The organism is bacterium (genome assembly GCA_035703895.1).
GTDB lineage: Bacteria > Sysuimicrobiota > Sysuimicrobiia > Sysuimicrobiales > Segetimicrobiaceae > Segetimicrobium.
Genome location: DASSXJ010000248.1, coordinates 26,731 through 48,548 on the forward strand (window position 1 = coordinate 26,731; position 21,818 = coordinate 48,548).

Sequence of the window (21,818 nt, forward strand, 5' to 3'; positions counted from 1 at the left end):
GACCCTCCGAAGGGGGACCCTGCAAAAATGGTCACCCGGATGGGGGTATGCCTACCTCCCACGGCGAAGCCCGGCCCCCGAGGGGGTATGATAGAATCGAGGCCTGGGGGATCGGGCATGACGGCGATCGAACACCTAACCACCTTTTTCAGCGGTGAAGAGGAGATCGCCGCGGCGTACCTGTACGGCCAGCCGGCGACGGATCGTACGTGGCCCGACTCCGACATCGAGATCGGGCTGCTCTTCCGGAGCGCGGTCGGCGGCGAGGCCGCGACGGAGTATCTCGAGGGGCTGGCGGGGAACAATCCGCTGGGGGAATCTCCCGGAATCTTGATGCCGTTCTCGCTCAACGCGCACATTCTCCCGGTCGTGCACGAGGTGATGACCTGGGGGCGCCTCGTCGCAGACAACGAACCCTCCGAACGCGAATCCTTCGCCCGCCGCATCAGCGATCGGATGGAGCAGGAGCGTCCGAAACTGTTGGAGGAAGCGCACGAGTCGATCATGCAGGCGCGGACGTTCGGCCTGCCGGCGACGGGAGACCCGGTCCCGACGGTCGCACAGCCTGTTCGCCCGCTCGATCCGGTCCGGATCGGGTGGCGGCTCGGGCGAGTCCTGACCTCGGTACCCATCATCGAGATGTTCACTCGGGACATTGAGTCGGTCGCGGCGGACGCCGAGCGGGTCACGCAGATCATCGGCGTGTTTGGGAACGCCAGCGGGGCCGCCACAGGAATCGCGAAAGCGATGTTGACGACCTTTGGTACACTGCGTCCCAGCCGGCGGTGGGAGGTGTTCCTGCCCCTCGCCGACACGGGAATCATCCCGATGGAGCTGGCGCTCCACCTTGCGGCCATGGTCGAGACGCGCTGGACCCTGCTGACCGGCAGCGGCATCATGATGCCCGAACGGGTCATCTCGCAGATTCGCAGCTACCTTCCTCCCATCATCACCTTCGCGCGGCGGGCTTCCTGGACGACCGAGCTGCCGGGACTGTCGACGAACCAGCGGCTGCATTAGGCAACGTCAGGAGCGAGGCTGCGCATGCGACAAGATGAACCAACGGTCGCTACGCTTCCCACGCCCGGCCGGAAGGCTTCCGCGCCGGCGCGTCCACGCTGGCGACCCCGGTGGTGGGCGGTGGGGGTCGCGGCCATCGCCACCGTCGGAGCGGTCGCGGTGGCTGTGATGGCATCGGCCGAGCGCGATGCTTATCTGCGCACCCACCCGGCGGTGCCGAACCTGGTGGGGAAAACGGTGGCGGAGGCGGCGCGCATGATGGTGCCGCTCCACTTTGGCATCATCGTCACCGGGTCCATTCAGGACAGCAACGCGCGCATCGGCGTCGTGCTGATCCAGAATCCCGCTCCAGGACGTCTCCTTCCGATCGGGTCGATCATTCAATTGAAGGTCAGCCAGGGCTCCGGTGTCGTTCCGCGCCTCCGCGGCGATCTCGTCTCCGCAGCCGCGCAGCGGCTGGAGGCCGTCGGACTCCGGCTGGGCCGAGTCCGGGACATCGAAGACGGCGCGGCCCCCGGGACCGTCCTCGAACAGTTCACCCCGCCGGGCCACCGGATCGACGCGAACAGTCCGGTAGATGTGCTGGTCAGTGACGGGCCGCACCAGGATGCGACGACGGCGGTGCTTACGGCGACACCACATGGAGTGTCGCTCGCGGGAGCGACGGTCGCGCAGGAGAGTCGGGCGGTCGTCTCCACCGCCGCGCCCCTCGCGGTGCCGCTTTGGATCGATCTCGCACCGGGCACTTTGGTCCCGGCTCCCGATGAGCATCGGACCATCACCCCGCAGAAGGGACAGGAGGGAGGCACGCGTGTCGGATCCGCTTCAACTGACTGTGCAGCCGACTCCCAACGTAAACGCCCTGAAGTTTGTCACCAACCGGCGGATGACCGAGGGGCGGAGCCAGACCTTCACGGACCCGAGCACCGCGTCGTCCCCGCTGGCCCGTGACCTGCTGGCGATCGCGGGCGTGCGTCAGGTGTTCCTGTTGAACGACTTCATCACGATCACCCGGCACGAGGGCGTCGAGTGGGACGCCGTCGTACCGCAGGCCGAGGCCCTGATCCGGCAGTATCTCTCCGGGTAGGATCGGCGCCCCCCGTCTCGCCATGCGTCGAGCGCAGTTCGAACGGCTGGTCGCTCGGGCGCTGGACGATCTCCCCCCGCAGTTCGCTGAGCGCCTGAAGAACATCGCCGTGATGGTCGAGGCCCGGCCGTCCCGCGAGGTGGCCCGGGAACTTGGGGGAGACATTCTAGGGTTGTACCAGGGTGCGAGCGAGCTCGAGCAGTCCCCCATGGCCCCCTTCGAGCTTCCGGAAGTCGTCGTGATCTATCAAGAGAACATCGAGGCGGTGTGCCGGACGGATGCGGAGATCGTCGAGGAAGTGCGCAAGACGGTCATCCACGAGATCGGCCACCACTTCGGCCTCACCGACGAGCAGATGGAATATTAGCGAACAGACGGCCTTCTAGCGTGAATGTTCCGGAAAGTTGACATCCAAAAACGGGCGCAGTACAATCCCCATCAGACCGACTGGTCAGTCTATAGAGCGGGAGTTGTTGATGGCCACCGCCGTCGATCGGCTGCCCAAAGGGTTGCAACGCGAAGAGACACGCAAGAGGATCCTCGAATCCGCCGCACAGGTGTTCGCGGCAAAGGGCTTCCACAACGCCGCCGTCGACGACATCGTCAAGGCCTCGGGCACATCCAAGGGCGCGGTATACTTCTACTTTGAAAGCAAAGACCAGATCTTTCTATGCCTCGTCGAAGACTACGCCTCGATCCTGGCCTACGAGATCCAAACCGCCGTGCAGCGGGGCCGAGGGTTGGTCGCCCAGATCGAGGGCGCGATCGTCACGCTGGTACGGAGCTTCGAGCGTCACCGCGACCTCGCGAAGATCGTGCTGATCGACTGGTTCTCTGTTGGCCCTGAGTTTCAGGGGAAGCGGATCGCGCTGAAGGCCATGCTGGTCGAGGTGCTGCGAGGCTACCTCGACAGGGCGGTTGAGGACGGCAAGATCGCGCCGCAGGATACCGAAACCGCGGCGTATGTCTGGATCGGGGCCATCAGCGAGGTCGTGCTTCGGTGGCTGAACACCGGAAAGCCCGATCCCCTCGAGGAAGTGCTGGCCCCACTCACCCGCCTGCTTCTGAGGAGCGTAGGGTTCTCCGTCTCTCCCGCCGCGTCGCGTTAACGACCGGCACATGGCAGCCGACCTCCGCAGGCGGACGTGGATGCGGCTCAGTGAGGCGGCTTTCCTTCGGGGAACGTTCGTCCTCAGCTCCGGCCGCACCAGCGAGTACTATATCGACAAGTACCTGTTTGAGACCCGCCCGGACGTCCTTCGCGACGTGGCGCGGTTGCTCGCCCGGTCCCTTCCTCCCGAGACGACCCGGCTTGCGGGGCCTGCGCTGGGGGGCGTCCCGCTGGCCACCGCGGTCGCACTCGAAACGGGACTCCCCTTCGTCATCGTGCGGCCCGAGGCCAAGGATCACGGCACCGGGCGGACGATCGAAGGGAGCCTCTCCCCGGGCGACCGAGTGGTCGTGCTCGAGGACGTCGTCACGACCGGGGGGCAGGCCGTGCGCGCGGCCCGCGCGATCGCAGCCGCCGGGGGGCAGGTGATTCTCATCCTCGCGGTCGTGGACCGCAATGAGGGTGGCCGGGAAGGCGTCGAAGGGGCGGGGTATCGGTTCGAGGCCCTCTTCGATCTGCGCGAGTGGGCGCCCCCGCCGGCGTGAGCGTCAGGCCAGCGCGATTGGACGGACCGGTGACCCGGTGGCCCCGACGAGCTTGAGCGGGCTGCACACGAAGAGGAACTCGTAACACCGGTCCCGGCTCAGCGCTTCGAGGTTCAGGTTCTCGATGATGGCGATCCCGCATCGGGCGATCAGGTGCAGGTGGGCGAACAGCGTGGCGCCGGACTCGGGGTCGCGTTCTTCGACTTCATCCCAGGTCATGTTGTCGCACCCGACGCAGCGTACGTGCTTGGACGCGGCCCACTCCGACCCTTCACGGCTCACTCCCGCAGCCGAGAGATAGCGGGCTTCGTCGCCCCACAGCTTGGCAAACCCGGTGCGGACGAGGAGCGCGTCGCCCGGCCGGACGGTCACTTCGCCCAGCCGGGCGGCGGCCTCGAGATCTGCGGCGGTGATCCGGTAGTGCTCGGGAAGCGGATCCTGTCGGCGTGCCGCCGAGACATCCAGGAGCACCCCGCGCGCGACGATCGGATCCATCGTCTCGATTCCGTGGACGGTAAACCCCTTGGACGTTTCAACGTCTGGGGTGATCCCGACGTCCCCGTACAGGCGAAGATCGCAGGCTTGATGCGAGAGGGCGTCGATGTGGGTTCCCGTGTGCTCCATCATGACGACGATGCCGGACGCGCTGCTGCGGGGCCCGAAGCGGCTTGGCGCGTACGTGTCGCCGTGGCGCCGGTGCAGCTGGTAGGAGTACCCGGGGCGGTGGGCCGGATGGATCGGCATCGCCGCCGTTCGAGGTTGTTCAAGATCGTACACTCGCCGTTGGACCACGGTTTGCACCAGATCGACTACGGACGGCATCGTCGCGGCTCCCCCCATCGCACAAGTTGCGTCGCCGGGCGTATTCGGCCCGTTCCGCCCGCGCCTCCTCCTGAGCACTGTGACGCAAACTTACGCAAGCGCTGTGTTGACATAGGGGGGAGCCGATCATACAATAATAGATGAGTAAAACACTCCAGAATTGAGGATTGTCGCAGTACCCCCCGGACGCCCGAGTTGGGGGGCGGGTCGGGGGATGGAGGAGCGAATGAGCGGGGAATTGGTCATCAAGGACCTGGTCGCGCAGGTCGAGGACAAGGTCATTCTCAAGGGCACGAACCTGACGGTGCGGTCCGGGGAGATCCACGCGCTGATGGGCCCGAACGGATCGGGCAAGAGCACGCTTGCCAACGTGTTGATGGGCAACCCGTTCTACCAGGTCACCAAGGGCGAGGTGCTGTACAAGGGTGAGGACCTGCTCTCGATGGCCCCGGACGAGCGGGCGCGCAAGGGGCTGTTCATCGCGTTCCAGTATCCGGTGAGCATTCCCGGGGTGACGATGGCGAGCTTTCTCAGGACGGCCGTGAGCGCGCGGCGCGGCTACGACAAGGACAGCCTGATGAGCCTCGCCGAATTCCAGAAGCTCGTCAAGGCCAAGGTCGAGGAGCTCCAGGTCGAGCCGACCGTCCTCGGCCGGTACGTGAACGAAGGGTTCAGCGGGGGCGAGAAGAAGCGCGCGGAGATCTTGCAGATGGCGGTGCTCGAGCCCGAGATCGCGATCATGGACGAGACCGACTCGGGACTGGACGTAGACGCCGTCAAGATCGTCGCGGCCGGGGTCAACAGGATGTACGAGAGCTCAGGGCGGAAGATGGGGGTCCTCGTCATCACCCACTACCCGCGGATCCTCAAATACATCAAGCCGACCACGGTTCACGTGATGTTCGACGGCCGGATCGTGACCTCGGGCGACGCCGTGCTGGCCGAGGAATTGGACCAGATCGGTTACGATGGGATCCGGGCGCAGTACGAGCAGGTGGCGGCGGAGGTTGCCCACGAGGGCGAGGTCCGCACCGCCGGCAAAGTGTTCTGGGTGCGACACTAGCGAGGAGGGTACGCATCATGGCAGTGACGAACCCGCTCGGCATCGAGCTCGACCAGTACAAGTACGGGTTCCACGATCCCGAAGACACGTACGCGTTCAAGTCTCGCAAGGGGCTGGACCGCGAGATCGTGGAGATGATCGCCCACATGAAGAGCGAGCCCGATTGGATGCGGGCGTTCCGTCTCCACTCGCTCGGGGTGTGGGAGAAGAAACCGCTCCCGACCTGGGGCGGCAACGTCGGTGAGATCGACTTCAACGACATCTACTACTACGTCAGGCCGATGGAGAACCAAGGGAAAACCTGGGACGATGTCCCGGCGGACATCAAGAACACCTTCGACCGGCTGGGGATCCCCGAGGCGGAGAAGAAGTACCTGGCCGGCGTGGGCGCCCAATACGAGAGCGAGGTCGTCTACCACAGCCTGCGCGAGGAGTGGACGAAGCTGGGCGTGGTCTTCCTGGATATGGACTCCGCCCTGCGGGAGCACCCCGGCATCGTCAAGGAATACTTCGGGACGGTCATCCCGCCCGAGGACAACAAGTTCGCGGCCCTGAACAGCTCGGTGTGGAGCGGAGGGTCGTTCGTCTACGTCCCGGCGGGCGTGCACGTCGACATCCCGCTGCAGGCGTACTTCCGGATCAACGCGCAGAACATGGGCCAGTTCGAGCGGACCCTGATCATCGCGGAGCCGGGCTCGTACGTCCATTACGTAGAGGGGTGCACCGCCCCGACCTACACGAGCGACTCGCTGCACAGCGCGGTCGTGGAGATCATCGTGAAGGAGGGCGCCCGGGTTCGCTACACGACGATTCAGAACTGGTCGAAGAACGTCTACAACCTGGTGACCAAGCGCGCGGTCGCCTACCGCGACGCGACGATGGAGTGGGTGGACGGAAACCTGGGGAGCAAGCTGACGATGAAGTACCCGAGCGTCTACATGCTCGAGCCGGGGGCCAAGGCGGAGATCCTCTCGATCGCGTTCGCGGGGGAGGGACAGCACCAGGATCCGGGGGGCAAGGTGATCCACGCCGCGCCGCACACCCAATCATCGGTGGTCAGCAAGTCGATCAGCAAGTCCGGCGGGCGGGCCGGCTACCGAGGCCTGGTCAAGATCTACCCCGGCGCCAAGGGCAGCAAGTGCGCGGTCCGCTGCGACGCGTTGATCCTCGATGAGAAGTCCCGCTCGGACACCTATCCGACGATGGAGATCGACGAGGACGACGTGCAGGTCACGCACGAGGCGACCGTATCGAAAGTCTCGGACGAGCAGCTCTTCTACCTCATGAGCCGCGGGATCAACCAGGACGAGGCGATGAGCATGATCGTGCGCGGCTTCATCGAGCCGATCTCCCGGGAGCTGCCGATGGAATACAGCGTGGAGCTGAACCGGCTGATCCAGCTCGAGATGGAGGGGTCGGTCGGCTAACTGCCGCGCCGTCACAACCGGCCGCGCGTCCCTGGGGGCATACGTGTGAGGCACGGGGAGGGCAGGGCGTCGGCTCTGCCCTCTCTGAGTGCGTGGGAGCGCGGCGGCCCGCCGGTGTTGGCACGGATGGAGGAGTGCGGTGAGTGAGATGCCCTCGCTAGCCACCATGACCCTGAGCCGGGCGCTTGTCGAGGAACTGAGCGCTGCGTCCGGGGAGCCTGCCTGGCTCCGCGAGCGGCGGCTGGCGGCCTGGGAGGCATTTGTGCGCCTTCCGCTGCCCTCCGCCGACGACGAGGAGTGGCGCCGAACGGACATCAGCGCCCTCGACCTCGACGCCTTTGGTGTGTTGCCGTTCAGCGTGCAAGAGGGCCGGGCGCCGGCGTCGCTCCTGGCGCTGCTCGGCGATACCGACCGCGCGGGGGGAGTGCGCCTCGTGGTCAACGGTGCGCAGGCCAGCTCCCGCCTGGCCGCCGAGCTCGCGCAGCGCGGGCTCATTTTTACCTCGCTGTCCGACGCCGTACGCAGTCATCCGGAGATCGTCCGTCAGTATCTCGGGACCGTAGTCCGGGACGACGAGAACAAGTTCCGGGCGCTGCATGGCGCGTTGTGGAGCGGCGGCACGTTTCTCTACGTCCCGAAGGGCCTGGAGGTCGATGTCCAGTTGGTCACGGGGACCTGGCTGGACCGGGACGGCGCCGCGTTTCTCCCGCACACCTTGGTCGTCGCCGAGGAGCGCAGCCGGGTGACGCTGGTCGAGGTCTTCGCGTCCGCGCAGGGGGCGGCACGGGCCCTGGTCAATCACGCGGTCGAGTTGGTCCCCAAGGCCGGCGCGCAGATTCGTTACGTCAACCTCCAGGACTGGGGGCGGAACCTCTGGGAGTTCGGCATCGTGCGGATGGTCCTCGAGCGGGACGCGACCGTGAACAGCTTGATGGTGGCCTTCGGCGCCGGGCTCGTGAAGACCAACGTAGAAAGCCGGTTGGTCGGGCAGGGCAGCACCTCCGAGATGCTGGGCATCGCCTTCGGCGACGGAACCCAACACTTCGATTTTCACACGCTGCAGGAGCACGTCGCGCCCAACACCACGAGTGACCTCCTGTACAAAGGGGTGCTCAAGGACAAGGCGCGGTCCGTCTTCTCCGGGTTGATCCGCGCCGACTACGGGGCCCAGAAGACCAATGCGTTCCAGCTCAACCGCAACCTCATCCTCTCGGAAGGCGCGCGGGCCGACAGCATGCCCAAGCTTGAGATCATGGCGAACGATCTTCGGTGTACGCACGGCGCCAGCACCAGCCGGCTGAACGAGGACCAGATCTTCTACTTGATGAGCCGCGCGCTCCCGCGTGCGGTCGCCGTGCGCATGATGGTCGACGGGTTCCTTGCCGAGATCTTCGATCGCATCCCGCTTGAGATGGTGCGACGGCGGCTGAGCGAAACCGTCGAGCGAAAGATGGAGCACTATGTATGATCGAGTACGTCCGGGTCGCCAAGACCGCCGAGGTCGCGCCCGGCACGATGAAGCGGGTGGACGTGGCCGGCCACCGCGTGGCGCTCGTTAACGTCGGCGGCGAGTATCTCGCGATCGCCGATACCTGCAGCCACGAGGAGGCATCCCTGAGCCAGGGCACGCTGGCCGGCGAGGTGGTCGTCTGCCCCAAGCACGGCGCCCGGTTCAACGTCAAGACCGGACGCGTGCTGTCGCTCCCGGCCGTCCGGTCGGTGGCGGTGTACCCCGTTCGCGTCGAGGGTGATGAGATACTGGTGGCACCGGATCCGCAGCGCTCTGCGGGCGTGCCCCACCGGAGGTAAGACCCCATGCGGGGCGAGGCAGGCACACGAGGAGGCACGGCAATGGGCATCCCGCCGACGATCCGCGAGGACTTCCCGATCCTCCGGCAACGCGTGAACGGGAAGCCGCTCGTCTACCTGGACAGCGCAAACACGTCACAGAAGCCCCGCCAAGTCATCGCCGCCCTCGTCCGGTACTACGAGGACTACAACGCCAACATCCACCGGGGCGTGTACGCGATCGCCGAGCGCGCGACCGCGGAGTACGAGGCGGCGCGCGCGAAGGTGGCGGGGTTCTTGGGCGCGGCGGAGCCGGCCGAGATCGTGTTCACACGCAACATCACCGAGGCGCTGAACCTGATCGCCCACTCTTGGGGCCGCCACCATGTCGGGCCGGGCGACGAGATCCTGACGACCGAGATGGAGCACCACAGCGATCTGGTGCCATGGCAGTTGCTGGCGCAGGAGCGCGGGGCGCGGCTGCGTCACATCCCGTTCGATGATCATGGACGCCTCATCCTCGACGACCTCGACCGCCTCATCACCGAGCGCACGAAGATCGTCGCCCTGGTGCACGTCAGCAATGCGTTCGGCACCGTCAACCCGGTGGCCGAGATCGCCCGCGCCGCCCACGAGCGCGGCGCGGTGGTCGTCGTGGACGGCGCGCAGAGCGCCCCTCACCGCCCGGTTGACGTGCAGGCCCTCGGCGTAGACTTCTTTGGCTTCACCGGCCACAAGATGCTGGGTCCGATGGGGACCGGCGGGTTGTGGGCGAAGCGGTCGCTGCTCGAAGAGATGGAGCCTTTCCTCGGGGGCGGCGAGATGATCACCGATGTTTGGCTCGACCACGCGACGTGGAACGAGGTGCCCTGGAAGTTTGAGGCCGGGACGCAAAACGTCGGCGACACGATTGCCTTGGGCGTGGCGATCGACTACCTGGAGCGGCTGGGCATGGACGCGGTCATGGCGCACGAGCGCGAGATTACCGGCTACGCGCTAGAGCGCCTGCGGCAGGTTCCCGGATTGCACATCCTGGGGCCGGGGCTCGACGAGCGCGGCGGGGTGGTTTCGTTCACAATGGACGGTATGCATCCGCACGACATCGCGCAGGTGCTGGATCAGGACGGGGTGTGCGTACGGGCCGGCCACCACTGTACGAAGCCGCTGCACCGCAAGCTGGGGATGGCCGCTTCGGTGCGCGTCAGTTTCTACGTGTACACGGTCAAGGAAGAGATCGACGTGTTGACCGAGGCCTTGCTCAAGACGAGGGAATTGTTCCGTGTCGCTGGATGACCTGTACCGCGAGACCATCCTGGACCACTACCGCCACCCGCGGAACAAGGGCGTGCTGGAGGGGGCGGACATCACCGGCGAAGGGGCCAACCCCCTGTGCGGGGATGAGATCACGATCTTCTTGATCGTCCGCGACGGCGTGGTGCGCGACGTCCGGTTCGAGGGCAAGGGGTGCTCGATCAGCCAGGCATCCGCCTCCATGATGACGGAGCTCATCAAAGGGCGGCCGGTCGAGGAAGCCCGCGGCCTGATCGCGGCGTTCAAGGCGATGATGCATGGGGAACCCGCCAATGGGGACCTGGGCGACCTCGAGGCCCTGCAGGGCGTGCGGAAGTTCCCCGTCAGGGTCAAGTGCGCAACGCTCGGATGGGTCACGCTCGAGGGCGCGCTTCAGGAGCTGGCCTCCCGCTGACCACCGCGCGGTCGTGGAACGCGCGGTGGCGATTTGCGACCGCCGGGCCGCCGTGTTATTTTAGGGCCGGGTTAGGGCGGATCGAGCGCGAACCGGGATCCGGAGGGAGCACACCACCATGTCCACAGGGTTTGTTGCGGGGCCCGAGCCGAATGGCGCCGGAGCCGCTCCGCGCGGGAGCCAGGTCACTCCGATCTCGGATGCGGTCGCGATCTTGGACAGCCTTCCCGGAGGCGGCTTCATTCTGACGACCGTGGAGGCGGCGCTCAACTGGGGGCGCGCCTCGTCGATCTGGCCGTTGACGTTCGGGCTCGCGTGCTGCGCCATCGAGATGATGGCGGCGTACGCCAGCCGGTTCGACCTGGACCGCATGGGCATCATCCCACGCGCCACGCCGCGGCAGGCCGACCTTATCATCGTCGCGGGCCGGGCGACGATCAAGATCGCGCCGATCGTCCGCCGTCTGTGGGAGCAGATGCCCGAACCCCGCTACGTGATCTCGATGGGGTCGTGCGCGACCTGCGGCGGTCCGTTTTACTACGACAACTACTCCATCCTCAAGGGGATCGATCAGGTCGTCCCGGTCGACGTGTACGTGGCCGGCTGCCCTCCGCGCCCGGAAGCCCTGATCGAGGGGATCCTCAAACTTCAGGAAAAGATCAAGCGCGAGCCGATCTTGCGGCAGCAGGCCGCCGCGGCGCTTCGCGGCGCGTAGGAGGCGGCGCATGGCGCTTCGGACCGAGGAGCTCATGCTCAACATGGGGCCCCAGCACCCGAGTACCCACGGGGTGCTGCGGATGGTCGTCACCCTAGACGGCGAGAACATCGTCGAAGTCCAGCCCGACATCGGGTACCTCCATTCCTCCGTCGAGAAAATGATGGAGCACCGCACATACGTGCAGAACGTGGCCCTGGTCGATCGGGGGATGGACTACCTCATCGCCCTCAACAACGAGGAGGTCTACTGCCTGGCGGTGGAGCGGCTCGCCGGCATCCAGATCCCCGACCGGGCCCGGTACATTCGCACGATCTTCCTGGAACTGAACCGGCTCGCCAGCCACCTGGTCTGGCTCGGCACGTGGGCGATCGACATCGGGGCCACCACGGTGTTCCTGTGGTGCTTCCGCGAACGCGAGATGATTCTGGACTTGTTTGAGAAGGTCACGGGGGGCCGGCTCCACCACGTCTATTTTCGCATCGGCGGCGTCTACGCCGACCTGGCGGAGGGGTGGGCCGAGGAGTGCAGCGCGTTCCTCGACTACTTCCTCCTCCGGGTCGACGAGTACGACACCCTCTTGACGGGGAACCCGATCTTCATCGCTCGGACCAAGGGGGTCGGCAAGATGAACCGCGCGGACGCGCTCGCGATGGGCGCGTCCGGCCCGGTGGCCCGCGCGAGCGGAATCGCCTACGATGTGCGCAGAGCATCACCGTACGAAGTCTACGACAAGATGGAATTTGACGTCCCCGTGCTCACCGACGGCGACTGCTACGCGCGGTATCTCGTCCGCCTCACGGAGATGCGTCAGTCGGTCCGGATCATCCGGCAGGCGCTGCGCGGCCTGCCCGGCGGCGAGATTCGCACGCGGGTCCCGATGACCATGAAGGCGCCCCGCGGGGAGGCGTACGTGCACACGGAGTCGCCTCGAGGGGATCTCGGCATCCACATCGTGAGCGACGGCGGCGAGACCCCGTACCGGGTGAAGATCCGCGCCCCGTCGTTCAGCAACCTCTTCGCGCTGACCGAGATGATGAAGGGCTGGAAGATCGCCGATGTGATCGCGATCCTGGGCAGCATCGATATCGTGCTCTCGGACGTCGATCGGTAGGGGGATCCAGATGCCGTTGTTGATTCGCGCGACACGCGCGGTGACCGCGCTGGCGACAGGGCTGGGGCTGAGCTTCCGCGTGATGCTCCGCCGCAAGGTGACGGTGAAGTATCCGGTCGAGAGGGTCGATGTGTCTCACCGGTTCCATGGCCTTCTGGCGCTGCCGATCGACCCGGAGACCGGCAAGGATCGCTGCATCATCTGCTTCCAGTGCGAGCGGATCTGCCCCGATCGATGCATCCACATCGAGGCCGAGGGCAAGGGCAAGGAGCGGGTGCTGACGCGGTTCGATATCGAGATGGACAAGTGTTGCTACTGCGGGTACTGCGTCGAGGTCTGCCCGACCGAGGCGATTGTGTTCGTGCCCCACTACGAGGCCTCCACGTACAACCGCGGCCGGCTCCTCTACGATCTCGACGACCTCCACCAGGCGGCTCCGAAGGAGCCGATCGCCCGCGGCATCGTCGGAGGGGCGCGGCGGTGATCCCCGAGCGCATCGCCCAGCTGCTGCAGCGCTTCCCCCGCGTGCGCGATCTGGTCGCCGAGCAGCACGGGGAAGAGGCGAAGGCCGACCAGGAGTGGGCGGCCAAGGAGCGGGAATGGCAGGCCGCCGTCGACCAGGCCAAAGCCGAGGGGAAGCCCGCGCCCCGGCCTATCAAGCGCGAAGAGTCCAAGGTGTACCGCCACCTGGGGCCCACCGTCTTGGTGCCGAAAGAGGACATCCTCGAGGTCTGCCGGTGGCTCCGCGACCATCCAGAGTTCGATCTCACCTATCTGTCGTTCGTGTCGGCGATCGACTGGCCGGATCACTTCGACATGATCTACCACCTGGGTTCGCTCGCCAAAGGCCACGGCCTCACCCTCAAAGTGCCCCTTTCCAAAGACGATGCGCGGATGCCGTCGGTGACCGGGCTGTGGCGCGGCGCGGACTGGCACGAGCGGGAGATCTACGACCTCTTCGGCATTGTGTTCGACGGCCATCCCAACCTCCGGCGCATCATGATGAGCGCCGATTGGAAGGGCCACCCGCTGCGGAAAGACTACGTCTACGAGGATCCTCAGTGGTTGGTCGACCTGGCGACCCAACGCCAGCGGGAGATCGCCGCCACGGGTGACGAGTGGGCCGACCGCGGCCAGCGCGCCTGACCCCGGCGTTATCCAGACTTTATCAAAGCTTTACACTGGCGGCTTAGCATGGCCACGGACCCCAGCATCCAAGAATTCCGAGGTGGGTGACCATGAGACGGCCTAATCTGGTGCGTGGATTTTGGGCTGGCGCGGCCGGCGGTGCTGCGGTGATGCTCGTCCTATTTGCCTACCGCTACGCGACGGGGATGCCGACGCTTCCGGAGGCGCTCGCCGAGCGCATGATCCGGCTGCTCCCGTATCAACTCTTCGCGCTCGTTTTGGCCAAGCTTCAGCACCTCGCGAAGCCGCTGGGGTTCGTCATGGCGATCGTGACGAGCGTGGTCGGATTCGGGCTCGGCGGCGTGGTGTACGCCTGGGGCACCCGGCAGACGCGCCGCGCGCGTCCGCTCCTCGCTGCGGCGACGGCGGTGATCACGTGGGTGCTGCTCACCTACGCCTTCCTGCCGTTCATCGAGGGGGGATTCCTCGGCGTCCCGCTGACCACCCTCGTGACGTCCCCCGCGGTCTCGATGGCGCTGGCCAGCGTGGTGTACGCGGTGGTGCTGGTGCTCCTCGCCGGACCGGCCGGGGTCGGTTCGATCACAGTCCCCTCGAGCGCGTCACCGGCCGCCGTCTCTCAGGATGCGGTCACCCGGCGTGACGTCCTGCGCCGTTCGGCCATCGTGCTCGTGGCCGCGGCCGCGGGGACGCGCTGTGTGACGTGGATCGGCAGCGCGGCATCACGGGTGGCTGCGGCGGCCGCCCAGACGTTCGCCCTCGTCAAGGGCATGCCGCCGGAAGTGACACCCAACGGCCAGTTCTACCAGATCTCCAAGAACTTCTTCGATCCCACGGTCGATATCGCCAAGTGGGAGCTCGACGTCAAGGGGGCGGTGTCCAAACCGCTCAAGCTGACCTTGGACGAATTCAAGAAGGCCGCGCCGGCGGTCGAACGGCACCAGACGTTTGAGTGCATCAGCAACGAGGTCGGCGGCGATTTGATCGGCAACGCGAAGTGGAAGGGCGTGCGCGTCAAGGACATCCTGGCCCTGGCCGGGGTCAAGCCGGGGGCGAAGACGGTGATCTGGCATGCCGCGGACGGGTACACGGAGTCGATTCCGCTGGAGATCGCCACCGATCCGCTGACGCTGCTCGCCTACGAGATGAACGGCGAGCCGATCCCGCAGAAGCACGGCGCCCCCGTGCGTGTGCTGCTGATCAACCGCTACGGCATGAAGCAGCCCAAGTGGCTCACCTCCATCGAAGTCTCCACCCAGGAGTATCGGAGCACCAAAGGGTACTGGGAGCAGCAGGGGTGGAGCCAGGACGCCTACGTGAAGGTCAACAGCGCATTCCGGGTCGAGACGAAAGAAGGCGCCGATCTCGCGTTGGGCGGGTGGGCGTTCGCCGGCAATCGGGGGATCTCAAAGGTGGAGTTCAGCCACGACGGCGGGAAGACGTGGCTTCCGGCGGCCGTCAAAGAGGCGCTCGGCGAAAATACCTGGCAGTTTTGGTCGGCGACGTGGACGCCCCCCAAACCGGGCGACTATACGATTCAGGTCCGCGCGACCGACGGGAAGGGTGTACTGCAGCCCGCGGAGCCGAAGCCCACGCTGCCCGACGGCGGTCAAGGCTATCACACGGTGAAGGTGCACTTCGCATAACTCAGGACCGCTCGACCGTTACCGATCGCGACTGAGGAGATACATCGAGAGATCCCGCAACCATCGGCCTCGGTCCCCGAGCGGCTCGAGGGCGAGAATCGCTTGGGCCGTCGCTTCCTGGGCGAGGCGCCGGGAGGGGGCCAGACCGAACACGGATGGAAAGGTGATCTTGGCCTGGGCCGCGTCGCTGCCGGTGCCCTTGCCGAGTTTCGTCTCTTCGCCAACGACATCGAGGATATCGTCCACGATCTGAAACGCGAGCCCCACGTGTTTGCCGTAGCGGCTCAGGGCGTCGAGATCTCCCGCCGCCGCGCCACCGAGCAGGCCTCCAATTCGCACGCAGGCTTGGATGAAGGATCCGGTCTTGAGGCGGTGGATCTCGTGCACGTCGGCCGCAGCTAACGGCTCTCCGGAGGCGAAGAGGTCCAGCGCCTGCCCGCCCACCATGCCGTGGGGTCCGATCCCCCGCGCCAGCTCGGCGATCGCCCTCACCACCCGGTCGGCCGGCACCTCGGGGGCCGCATTTCGCGCCAGCAGCTCGAACGCGTACGCGTGCAGCGCATCGCCGGCCAGCAAGGCGATCGCCTCGCCGTAGAGGACATGGCACGTGGGCCGGCCCCGCCGGGTCGGCGAGTTGTCCATCGAGGGAAGATCGTCGTGAATCAGTGAGTAGGTGTGGATCAGTTCGACCGCGCACGCCGCGGAGAGCACCGCCTCCGCGGCCATCCCCGCCACCTCCGCCCCGGCGAGCACCAGGATCGGCCTGAGGCGTTTTCCGCCCGCGAACAGGCTGTGGCGCATGGCCTCGAGCACCTGCCGGGACGGCTCGTCGTCCGCAGCGACGAACCGGTCGAGCGCGCGCTCGATCGCTCGGCGGTGCTCTTCCAGACGCGTCCCCACCGCGTCCAGGGCTTCTCTCGAGAGGGTCAAGGATCGACCGGGCTGGGTATCCGACACGCACGCATCCTCGCTAGCGGGGAGTCTGTCTCGCGCGGCCACAGCGGCGCTCGGCCGGCGTCCGGTACTTCGCGTCCCCAGCCGCCTCGCCGCCAAAGAAATGGACCACCGGATCGGTGGTCACGAATGTCCTGCTGATTTTCCAATCCTGCATTGTGGTATTATACCCTGGTCGCGCTGTGGCACGCAACTGCCGGCGATGGGGTGATATGAGCCGACTGCTGACGCTGCGCAATGCGCAACTCTATCTCGCCGGGACCGCCTTGTCGCTCTTTGGCGACACCGCGCTCTTTCTCGCCGTGGCGGTGTGGGTGAAGATCCTCACGGGGAGCAACGGGGCCGCCGGACTCATCTTCTTCATCCTCGGCGTGCCTGCGCTCTTCGCCCCCGCCTCCGGCCTGCTCGTGGATCGCGTGCGGCGGCGGCCGCTGCTCATCCTCGCGAACGTGGCGACCGGCGCGATGGTCCTGCTGCTGCTGCTCGTGCACGGCAAAGGGGACGTGTGGCTCATCTACCTCGTCGTGTTCCTGTATGGTGCGTCCTACACCATCATCAACGCGGCGCAGTCGGCGATGTTCACCGTGATGCTCCCGCGGGAACTGTTGGGGGAGAACAACGCGGCGATGCAGACGGTCTGGCAAGGGCTGCACCTCATTGGTCCGATGGCGGGCGCGGCGCTGTTCGCGTGGCGGGGCGGAGCCTTTGTGGCGGTCTTGGATGCCCTGACGTTCTTCGTGGCGGCAATCGCGATCGGGTTCGTCCGCGTCGCGGAGGGCGTGCCGGAGCGGAGGAACGCTCGAATCGACGTGGAGTTGCTGGCCGGGGTCCGGCACATCATGGGTACGGTTCGGCTCCGCCAGTTGGTGCTCGTGGGCATCCTGGCGTCGTGCGTGTTTGGGTTCGGTCAGACCGTCATCTTCGCGGTGGTCGACCAGGGACTGCATCGTCCCCCGACGTTCCTCGGTGTGCTGATCGGCGTGATGGGGATCGGCGGCCTGGTGGGTGGCCTGACGGCCGCACGGGTGATGTCCGTGCTTGGTGAAGGCGCCGTCACCGGGATGGGTCTGGTGCTCGGCGCGATCGGGTCGCCCCTCCTGGCCCTGCCCTCGTTGGCCGGGGTGGTCCTCGGCGTGATTCTGTTCGGGATCGGGCTCCCGTGGATCATCGTCGGGACCAACACGCTGGTCCAGCGGGCCACGCCCGCCCACCTGCAGGGCCGGGTGGCCTCCGCCTTCGGCACGGTGTTGGGCGTGCCGCAAGTCGCTTCGATCGCGCTCGGGGCCATGCTGATCTTCGTGATCGACTATCGTGTGCTGGTGCTGCTGATGGCGGCCGTGTTGACGGCGGCGGGGACGTATCTCCTCACTCGAGGAGAGCAGCGCGGCGGGCCCTCAGACCCGGCAGGATCGATGGAGACCTTGTATCGAATTGAGGCGCCTGATGTCCCCAGCTGAACAGAGACGCACGCCATGGCGCTGCGCGGCGTGAATCCGAAGCGCCTCCTGGTCGTCAGCAACGGGTACGGTGAGGATGTCGGCGCGTCCGAGGTGGTCCGGGCCCTGCCCCGCGAGGGCCTGGATGTCATCGTGTATCCGCTCGTCGGTCTTGGGTCCCACTATCCGCCCGGGGTCACGCTGCTCGAACCCCGGCGCGAGTTCCCCAGCGGCGGGTTCGGCTGGATCGCCGGGTGGCGCAGCTTCCGGGAGGACCTCGCCCAGGGCATCCTCCGGTTTTGGTTGAGTCAGTGCCGGACCGTTCGAACCCAACGCGGCCGCGTCGATCTCGTGCTCGTCTCAGGAGATGTCTACTGTCTGGCGATGGCGAGCCCCGCGGGCGGCCCGAGGGTATTTCTCGCGGGGACGAAGTCGCAGTATTTCGCGCCCTACAATCCGGTCGAGGTCTGGCTGCTTCGGCGGCTCGCGAGCCAGGTCTTTACGCGAGACGAGGTCACGGCGACCGTCTTGCGGGCGCAGGGGGTGAATGCCCGGTTCTGTGGGTTCTGGATGATGGATGCCCTCCGGCCCTCGGGGGAGACGTTCGGTCTGCCTCAGGGCCGAGCGGTGGTCACCGTGCTGCCGGGGAGTAAGTCGCCCGCCTACGACAACCTCATCCCCCTGCTGCGGGCTGCCAACATGGCCTCGGCTCGGACGACGCCGGCGCCGGCGATCCTCCTGGCATGGGCCGCCCAGCTGCCCGTGGCTCGCCTCAGGCACACCATCACCGCGCAGGGGGGCGTATGGAAGGATCCCACCCATTTCCGCTTCCAGGAGATCGAGGTCACGGTGACCACGACACACTATTCTGACGCCCTCGAGCGCGCGACCGCCGTGTTGGGCATGGCGGGGGCTGCGCACGAGCACGCGGCCGGACTTGGCAAACCGGTCGTGGCCTTCCCGGGGACGGGGCCACAGTTCAGGCCCGGCTTCCTTCAAGGCCAACGGCGGCTCCTCGGCGACGCGTTGATCGACACTGCGACGTGGGATGAAGCGGGGGTTGCGCTGGCGGCCTTGCTCGCGGACCCGCATGAACGCGAGCGCAGGGGACAGATTGGGCGGGCGCGCCAGGGAGGGCCGGGAGGAGCCGCGATGATCGCGGGGTACCTCCTGGACAGGCTCGGTCTCAACCAGTTGATCGCGTAGGTGGCTTCTCCGTCCGATCCTCGATGGACCGCGCGAGAGCGCTGTGCGGTCGCACTTCTGCTGGTGGCGTGCGCGCTCCTCGACCTGTACCGGCTCGGTGTCCCTCCCTTGTTCGATCAGGACGAGGGGAACTACGCGGAGATCGCCGCGGAGATTGTCCAGACCGGCGACCCGGTGACGCTGCATGTCAACGGCCAGCCCTGGTATGTGCACCCCCCGTTCTACTTGTGGCTCGTCGCCGCGACCGGGCGCCTGGTGGGGTTCTCCGAGTGGTCCGTGCGAATCTGGTCGGCACTGTTCAGTATCGTCGCGGTGTACGCGACGGTATTGTTGGGTCGGGTCCTGTTCGGACCCCGGGTCGGGCTGCTCGCGGGGGCCATGCTCGCGGTCACCTTCCAGTACTTGATCCAGTCCCGCCTAGCCGTGTTCGACACCGTGCTGCTTGCGTGGATGCTGCTGGCCGTTTGGGCCTTCTACCGCGGGTACGCAACTCGCCGGCGCGCCGAGTACGTCCGCTTCTTCCTGTTCGCCGGCCTGGCCACCCTGACGAAGGGGCCGATCGGGCTCGTGCTCCCGGGGCTTGTACTCATCGCATTTGTCGGCCTGCGCCGGGCATGGGCCAGCTTGCGGGAGGTGCCGTGGGGTGCGGGTCTGGCCGTCTATGCGGTGGTGGGACTCTCCTGGTATGCCGCGCAGATCGCGCTGCATGGACGAGCCTTTGTCTCGTCCAACTTCGGGTACTACACTCTGCACCGGTATTTCGGGGTCGTCGAGAAGCACGCCGGGCCGTGGTACCTCTATCTGCCGGTGGCGCTGTTTGGCGGGTTCCCCTGGACGGCATTTTGGCCGGCCGCGGCGGCGCTGCACGTCCGCCGCTGGCGGGTCTCGGATGGCAGCCTGCTCGTCCTGTTGGGGGTGGCGATACCGTTTCTTTTCTACTCGGCGGCCCAGACCAAGCTTCCCGGGTACATCATGCCGATCTTTCCATTTGCGGCGGTGGGGGTCGCCGTGCTGTGGGAACCGGTCCTTGCGTCGAAGCGGCTGACCCCGCCGATCACAACCGCGTTGTGGGCGCTCCTGATCCTCGTCATGGCGTTGCTGTCGGCGGTGGCCGCGTATCTCGCCGTGTACCATCCGGGGGCGTATCAGACGGCGCGGCACGCGTTGCTGATTCCGGCCTGGGTGCTCGCGGCGGGCATCGGGATCGTCCTCCTCCTCGCCGTGGCAGGCCGGGCGGTCGCGTCGTTCGTCGCCCTGTGGGCCGCCGTGGCGATCACGTGGCTCGCGCTGCTGACCTGGGTCATCCCTCTCGTGGAAGCGCAAATGCCTCCGACGAAACCGCTGGCCCGCGAGATCCGACCCGTCCTCCAACCCGGTGATCGCATCGTCGGGTACAAGATGGACATCGCGTCATCGCTCATCTTCTACACCGGTCACCGGACCGAGTGGGCCGAAACGCCCGCCGCGCTGCACAGCGACCTCTGCGCGCCCGGCCGGGTGTTTCTCCTGATTACCAGGGAGGAGATGGCAAAGCTGCCACAGGCGCTGTCGGGGCTCAGCCTGTTCGCGGAGCGACGCGGCACGCTTGTCTTTATCAAGCCCGCCTCGATGCGGTGCCCCTAACGTGTCGCCGCGCGGCGCGCGTACGCGCGCAACGCCGCCGCGAGGACCGCGGCGGCACGCCGGGCGCACCGGGGCGCCTCCCGGCACAGCCAGATGGCCTCTCGCCACACTTCTGGGTGGGCGAGCGCCAGCGCGGGCCGCTGCCACACCTCCGAGAGGTCCCGCTCCGGCGTATCGAGGATGACGCGCACGGCAGCGATCCGCGACGCGGTGAGCAGCCCGGTCTCCATGTCGACGGCGACGCACCCTCGATCGACCCACGATTGGCGCGCCGCGCCCCGAACGAACGTGGAAGCAGTCCCGAGCGGGCCGCGGTCCGGTTCCCATCCGAGCTCCTGTGATGCCGCCACGAGGGCGGCCACGAGGGACGGGTCGCACGTGAGCCATCCGCCATCCGGCCGGAGCACTTTGTCCGGAATGATGACCGACCCTGTCGGCAGGCCGGGACGCACCGCGCCTGCCAATCCGCAGGTGACCGCGACCTGGCCGATCTCTGTTCGGCGCAGCCGGCGAAGGCCGACTCCGGCCTCGATGATGCGCGCGCCCCGCACCGTGCGGCGAACGGCCCACGCCTCCAGGCGCGTGGCCGTGACTACGGTGACCGCGGCGGCATCCCCCACCGCGGGGCCTCCTTACGCATACCCATGGGCTCGGTACCACGCCACGGCGCGTTCGAGCGCGTCGCGTACCGGTCCCGGTTGGTACCCGAGTTCCGTCTTCGCCTTGGAGCTATCGACGTACATCTGCTGGACCGACATCCGCACGCCCTCCAGCGGTACGCGCGGCTGGGCGCGCGGTTGGATCCGGCAGCGCCCTTCATCAATCCATCCCATCAGCACGGCCAGGGCATAGGGGATCCGCCAGCGGGGTGCGGCGCGTCCCGTCACCTCCGCGAGCAGCTGCCATACCTGGTCGAGGCTGAGATTGTCGCCCCCGATGAGGTACCGTTCTCCGGGTCGGCCGCGCTCCAGGGCAAGCACGTGGGCTCGCGCGACGTCCTCGACCGCGACGAGATTGGTCCCTCCCGGAGGCGGAGCGGCGAAGACGCGGCCGCGCGCAAAATCGACGATCAGCCGGCCTGTCGGCGTCGGCTTCCAGTCGCCGGGACCCACCGGCGATGTTGGCAGCACCAGTACGGTCGGCACGCGCGCCGCCAGCGCGGCGTACTCCTGCTCGAGCTTCGAGTGGTGGTAGGCGGAGCGCGTGCCATTCACCGCCCACGCGGTCTCCGTGGAGGGCTTGCCGTCCGGGCCGGCCGGGCCCACGGTCGCCGCGCTGGACGTCACCACGGCGCGCTCGACGCCGGCGATCCGAGCGGCCTCCAGCAGGCCGGCCGTGCCCATGACGTTGACCGGCCGGAGCGCCGGGCGGTCATGGGGCGAGAAGGAGTAGAGCGCACCGCAGTGGACG

At 67.0% G+C, this 21,818-nt stretch carries 24 protein-coding genes; 20 read left to right on the plus strand and 4 right to left on the minus strand.

All coding sequences use genetic code 11. The features are described from left to right. Positions 1–117 precede the first annotated feature (117 nt). The 6 genes from VFP86_16575 to pyrE all read left to right on the plus strand — a co-directional run bounded on the left by VFP86_16575 (position 118) and on the right by pyrE (position 3,763). The gene (locus VFP86_16575) at positions 118–1,020 is read left to right on the plus strand and encodes a nucleotidyltransferase domain-containing protein (protein HET9001255.1); all 903 of its coding nucleotides are present in this window, start codon (positions 118–120) and stop codon (positions 1,018–1,020) included. Positions 1,021–1,044: 24 nt separating this feature from the next. Next, positions 1,045–1,971 carry a PASTA domain-containing protein gene (locus VFP86_16580; protein ID HET9001256.1) on the plus strand — a complete coding sequence of 309 codons (927 nt, stop codon included), beginning with the start codon at positions 1,045–1,047 and terminating at the stop codon, positions 1,969–1,971. Next, positions 1,907–2,107, plus strand: coding sequence for a NifU N-terminal domain-containing protein (locus VFP86_16585; protein ID HET9001257.1), 201 nt, complete (start codon positions 1,907–1,909; stop codon positions 2,105–2,107). Before VFP86_16580 ends, VFP86_16585 begins: the two co-directional genes overlap by 65 nt. A 22-nt stretch (positions 2,108–2,129) precedes the next feature. Further along, positions 2,130–2,474: a metallopeptidase family protein gene (locus tag VFP86_16590; protein HET9001258.1), complete on the plus strand. Its 345-nt coding sequence runs from the start codon at positions 2,130–2,132 to the stop codon at positions 2,472–2,474. Positions 2,475–2,583: 109 nt separating this feature from the next. Then, positions 2,584–3,216 carry a TetR/AcrR family transcriptional regulator gene (locus VFP86_16595; protein ID HET9001259.1) on the plus strand — a complete coding sequence of 211 codons (633 nt, stop codon included), beginning with the start codon at positions 2,584–2,586 and terminating at the stop codon, positions 3,214–3,216. A gap of 40 nt (positions 3,217–3,256) precedes the next feature. Next, positions 3,257–3,763 (plus strand): orotate phosphoribosyltransferase, encoded by a 507-nt coding sequence (pyrE, locus tag VFP86_16600; protein HET9001260.1) that lies wholly within the window; start codon positions 3,257–3,259, stop codon positions 3,761–3,763. A gap of 3 nt (positions 3,764–3,766) precedes the next feature. Here the strand turns inward: pyrE and VFP86_16605 are convergent, their stop codons facing one another. Then, positions 3,767–4,585: a cyclase family protein gene (locus VFP86_16605; protein HET9001261.1), complete on the minus strand. Its 819-nt coding sequence runs from the start codon at positions 4,583–4,585 to the stop codon at positions 3,767–3,769. 226 nt (positions 4,586–4,811) lie between these two features. Between VFP86_16605 and sufC the strand changes: the two genes are divergently transcribed. From sufC to VFP86_16660, 11 genes are all read left to right on the plus strand, one after another. Further along, positions 4,812–5,648, plus strand: a complete 837-nt coding sequence (gene sufC, locus VFP86_16610; protein ID HET9001262.1) for a Fe-S cluster assembly ATPase SufC — start codon at positions 4,812–4,814, stop codon at positions 5,646–5,648. A gap of 17 nt (positions 5,649–5,665) precedes the next feature. Next, entirely contained in the window at positions 5,666–7,075 is a 1,410-nt protein-coding gene (gene sufB, locus VFP86_16615) for a Fe-S cluster assembly protein SufB (GenBank protein HET9001263.1), read from the plus strand. Positions 7,076–7,223: 148 nt separating this feature from the next. Next, a complete protein-coding gene (gene sufD / locus VFP86_16620; GenBank protein HET9001264.1) occupies positions 7,224–8,543 on the plus strand; it encodes a Fe-S cluster assembly protein SufD in 1,320 nt (439 codons plus the stop codon). Beyond that, the gene (locus VFP86_16625; GenBank protein ID HET9001265.1) at positions 8,540–8,884 is read left to right on the plus strand and encodes a non-heme iron oxygenase ferredoxin subunit; all 345 of its coding nucleotides are present in this window, start codon (positions 8,540–8,542) and stop codon (positions 8,882–8,884) included. The genes sufD and VFP86_16625 overlap by 4 nt, the downstream gene beginning before the upstream one ends. 42 nt (positions 8,885–8,926) lie before the next feature. Beyond that, complete coding sequence (locus VFP86_16630; GenBank protein HET9001266.1) at positions 8,927–10,156, plus strand: cysteine desulfurase; 1,230 nt, start codon at positions 8,927–8,929, stop codon at positions 10,154–10,156. Then, a complete protein-coding gene (locus VFP86_16635) occupies positions 10,143–10,568 on the plus strand; it encodes an SUF system NifU family Fe-S cluster assembly protein (GenBank protein ID HET9001267.1) in 426 nt (141 codons plus the stop codon). Before VFP86_16630 ends, VFP86_16635 begins: the two co-directional genes overlap by 14 nt. Positions 10,569–10,686: 118 nt before the next feature. Continuing rightward, entirely contained in the window at positions 10,687–11,283 is a 597-nt protein-coding gene (locus VFP86_16640) for an NADH-quinone oxidoreductase subunit B family protein (GenBank protein ID HET9001268.1), read from the plus strand. 10 nt (positions 11,284–11,293) lie between these two features. After that, complete coding sequence (locus VFP86_16645; protein HET9001269.1) at positions 11,294–12,397, plus strand: NADH-quinone oxidoreductase subunit D; 1,104 nt, start codon at positions 11,294–11,296, stop codon at positions 12,395–12,397. A gap of 10 nt (positions 12,398–12,407) precedes the next feature. Next, on the plus strand, positions 12,408–12,881 hold the full coding sequence (locus tag VFP86_16650; protein HET9001270.1) for an NADH-quinone oxidoreductase subunit I: 474 nt from the start codon (positions 12,408–12,410) through the stop codon (positions 12,879–12,881). Beyond that, on the plus strand, positions 12,878–13,543 hold the full coding sequence (locus VFP86_16655; protein HET9001271.1) for an NADH-quinone oxidoreductase subunit C: 666 nt from the start codon (positions 12,878–12,880) through the stop codon (positions 13,541–13,543). Before VFP86_16650 ends, VFP86_16655 begins: the two co-directional genes overlap by 4 nt. A 92-nt stretch (positions 13,544–13,635) precedes the next feature. Next, a complete protein-coding gene (locus VFP86_16660) occupies positions 13,636–15,189 on the plus strand; it encodes a molybdopterin-dependent oxidoreductase (protein HET9001272.1) in 1,554 nt (517 codons plus the stop codon). Between the two features lie 18 nt (positions 15,190–15,207). Here the strand turns inward: VFP86_16660 and VFP86_16665 are convergent, their stop codons facing one another. Continuing rightward, positions 15,208–16,146 carry a farnesyl diphosphate synthase gene (locus VFP86_16665; protein ID HET9001273.1) on the minus strand — a complete coding sequence of 313 codons (939 nt, stop codon included), beginning with the start codon at positions 16,144–16,146 and terminating at the stop codon, positions 15,208–15,210. A gap of 209 nt (positions 16,147–16,355) precedes the next feature. Here VFP86_16665 and VFP86_16670 point away from each other — a divergent pair, with 209 nt between their 5' ends. From VFP86_16670 to VFP86_16680, 3 genes are read left to right on the plus strand one after another with little or no spacing between them, the layout of a single operon-like run. Then, positions 16,356–17,600: an MFS transporter gene (locus VFP86_16670; protein HET9001274.1), complete on the plus strand. Its 1,245-nt coding sequence runs from the start codon at positions 16,356–16,358 to the stop codon at positions 17,598–17,600. A gap of 15 nt (positions 17,601–17,615) precedes the next feature. Continuing rightward, positions 17,616–18,785 carry a lipid-A-disaccharide synthase-related protein gene (locus VFP86_16675; GenBank protein HET9001275.1) on the plus strand — a complete coding sequence of 390 codons (1,170 nt, stop codon included), beginning with the start codon at positions 17,616–17,618 and terminating at the stop codon, positions 18,783–18,785. Further along, complete coding sequence (locus VFP86_16680) at positions 18,786–20,408, plus strand: glycosyltransferase family 39 protein (protein ID HET9001276.1); 1,623 nt, start codon at positions 18,786–18,788, stop codon at positions 20,406–20,408. Here the strand turns inward: VFP86_16680 and VFP86_16685 are convergent. Then, positions 20,405–21,028, minus strand: coding sequence for a hypothetical protein (locus tag VFP86_16685; protein ID HET9001277.1), 624 nt, complete (start codon positions 21,026–21,028; stop codon positions 20,405–20,407). The genes VFP86_16680 and VFP86_16685 overlap by 4 nt on opposite strands. A gap of 12 nt (positions 21,029–21,040) precedes the next feature. Continuing rightward, on the minus strand, positions 21,041–21,818 hold a 778-nt coding region (locus tag VFP86_16690; GenBank protein ID HET9001278.1), incomplete at its 5' end, for an NAD-dependent epimerase/dehydratase family protein.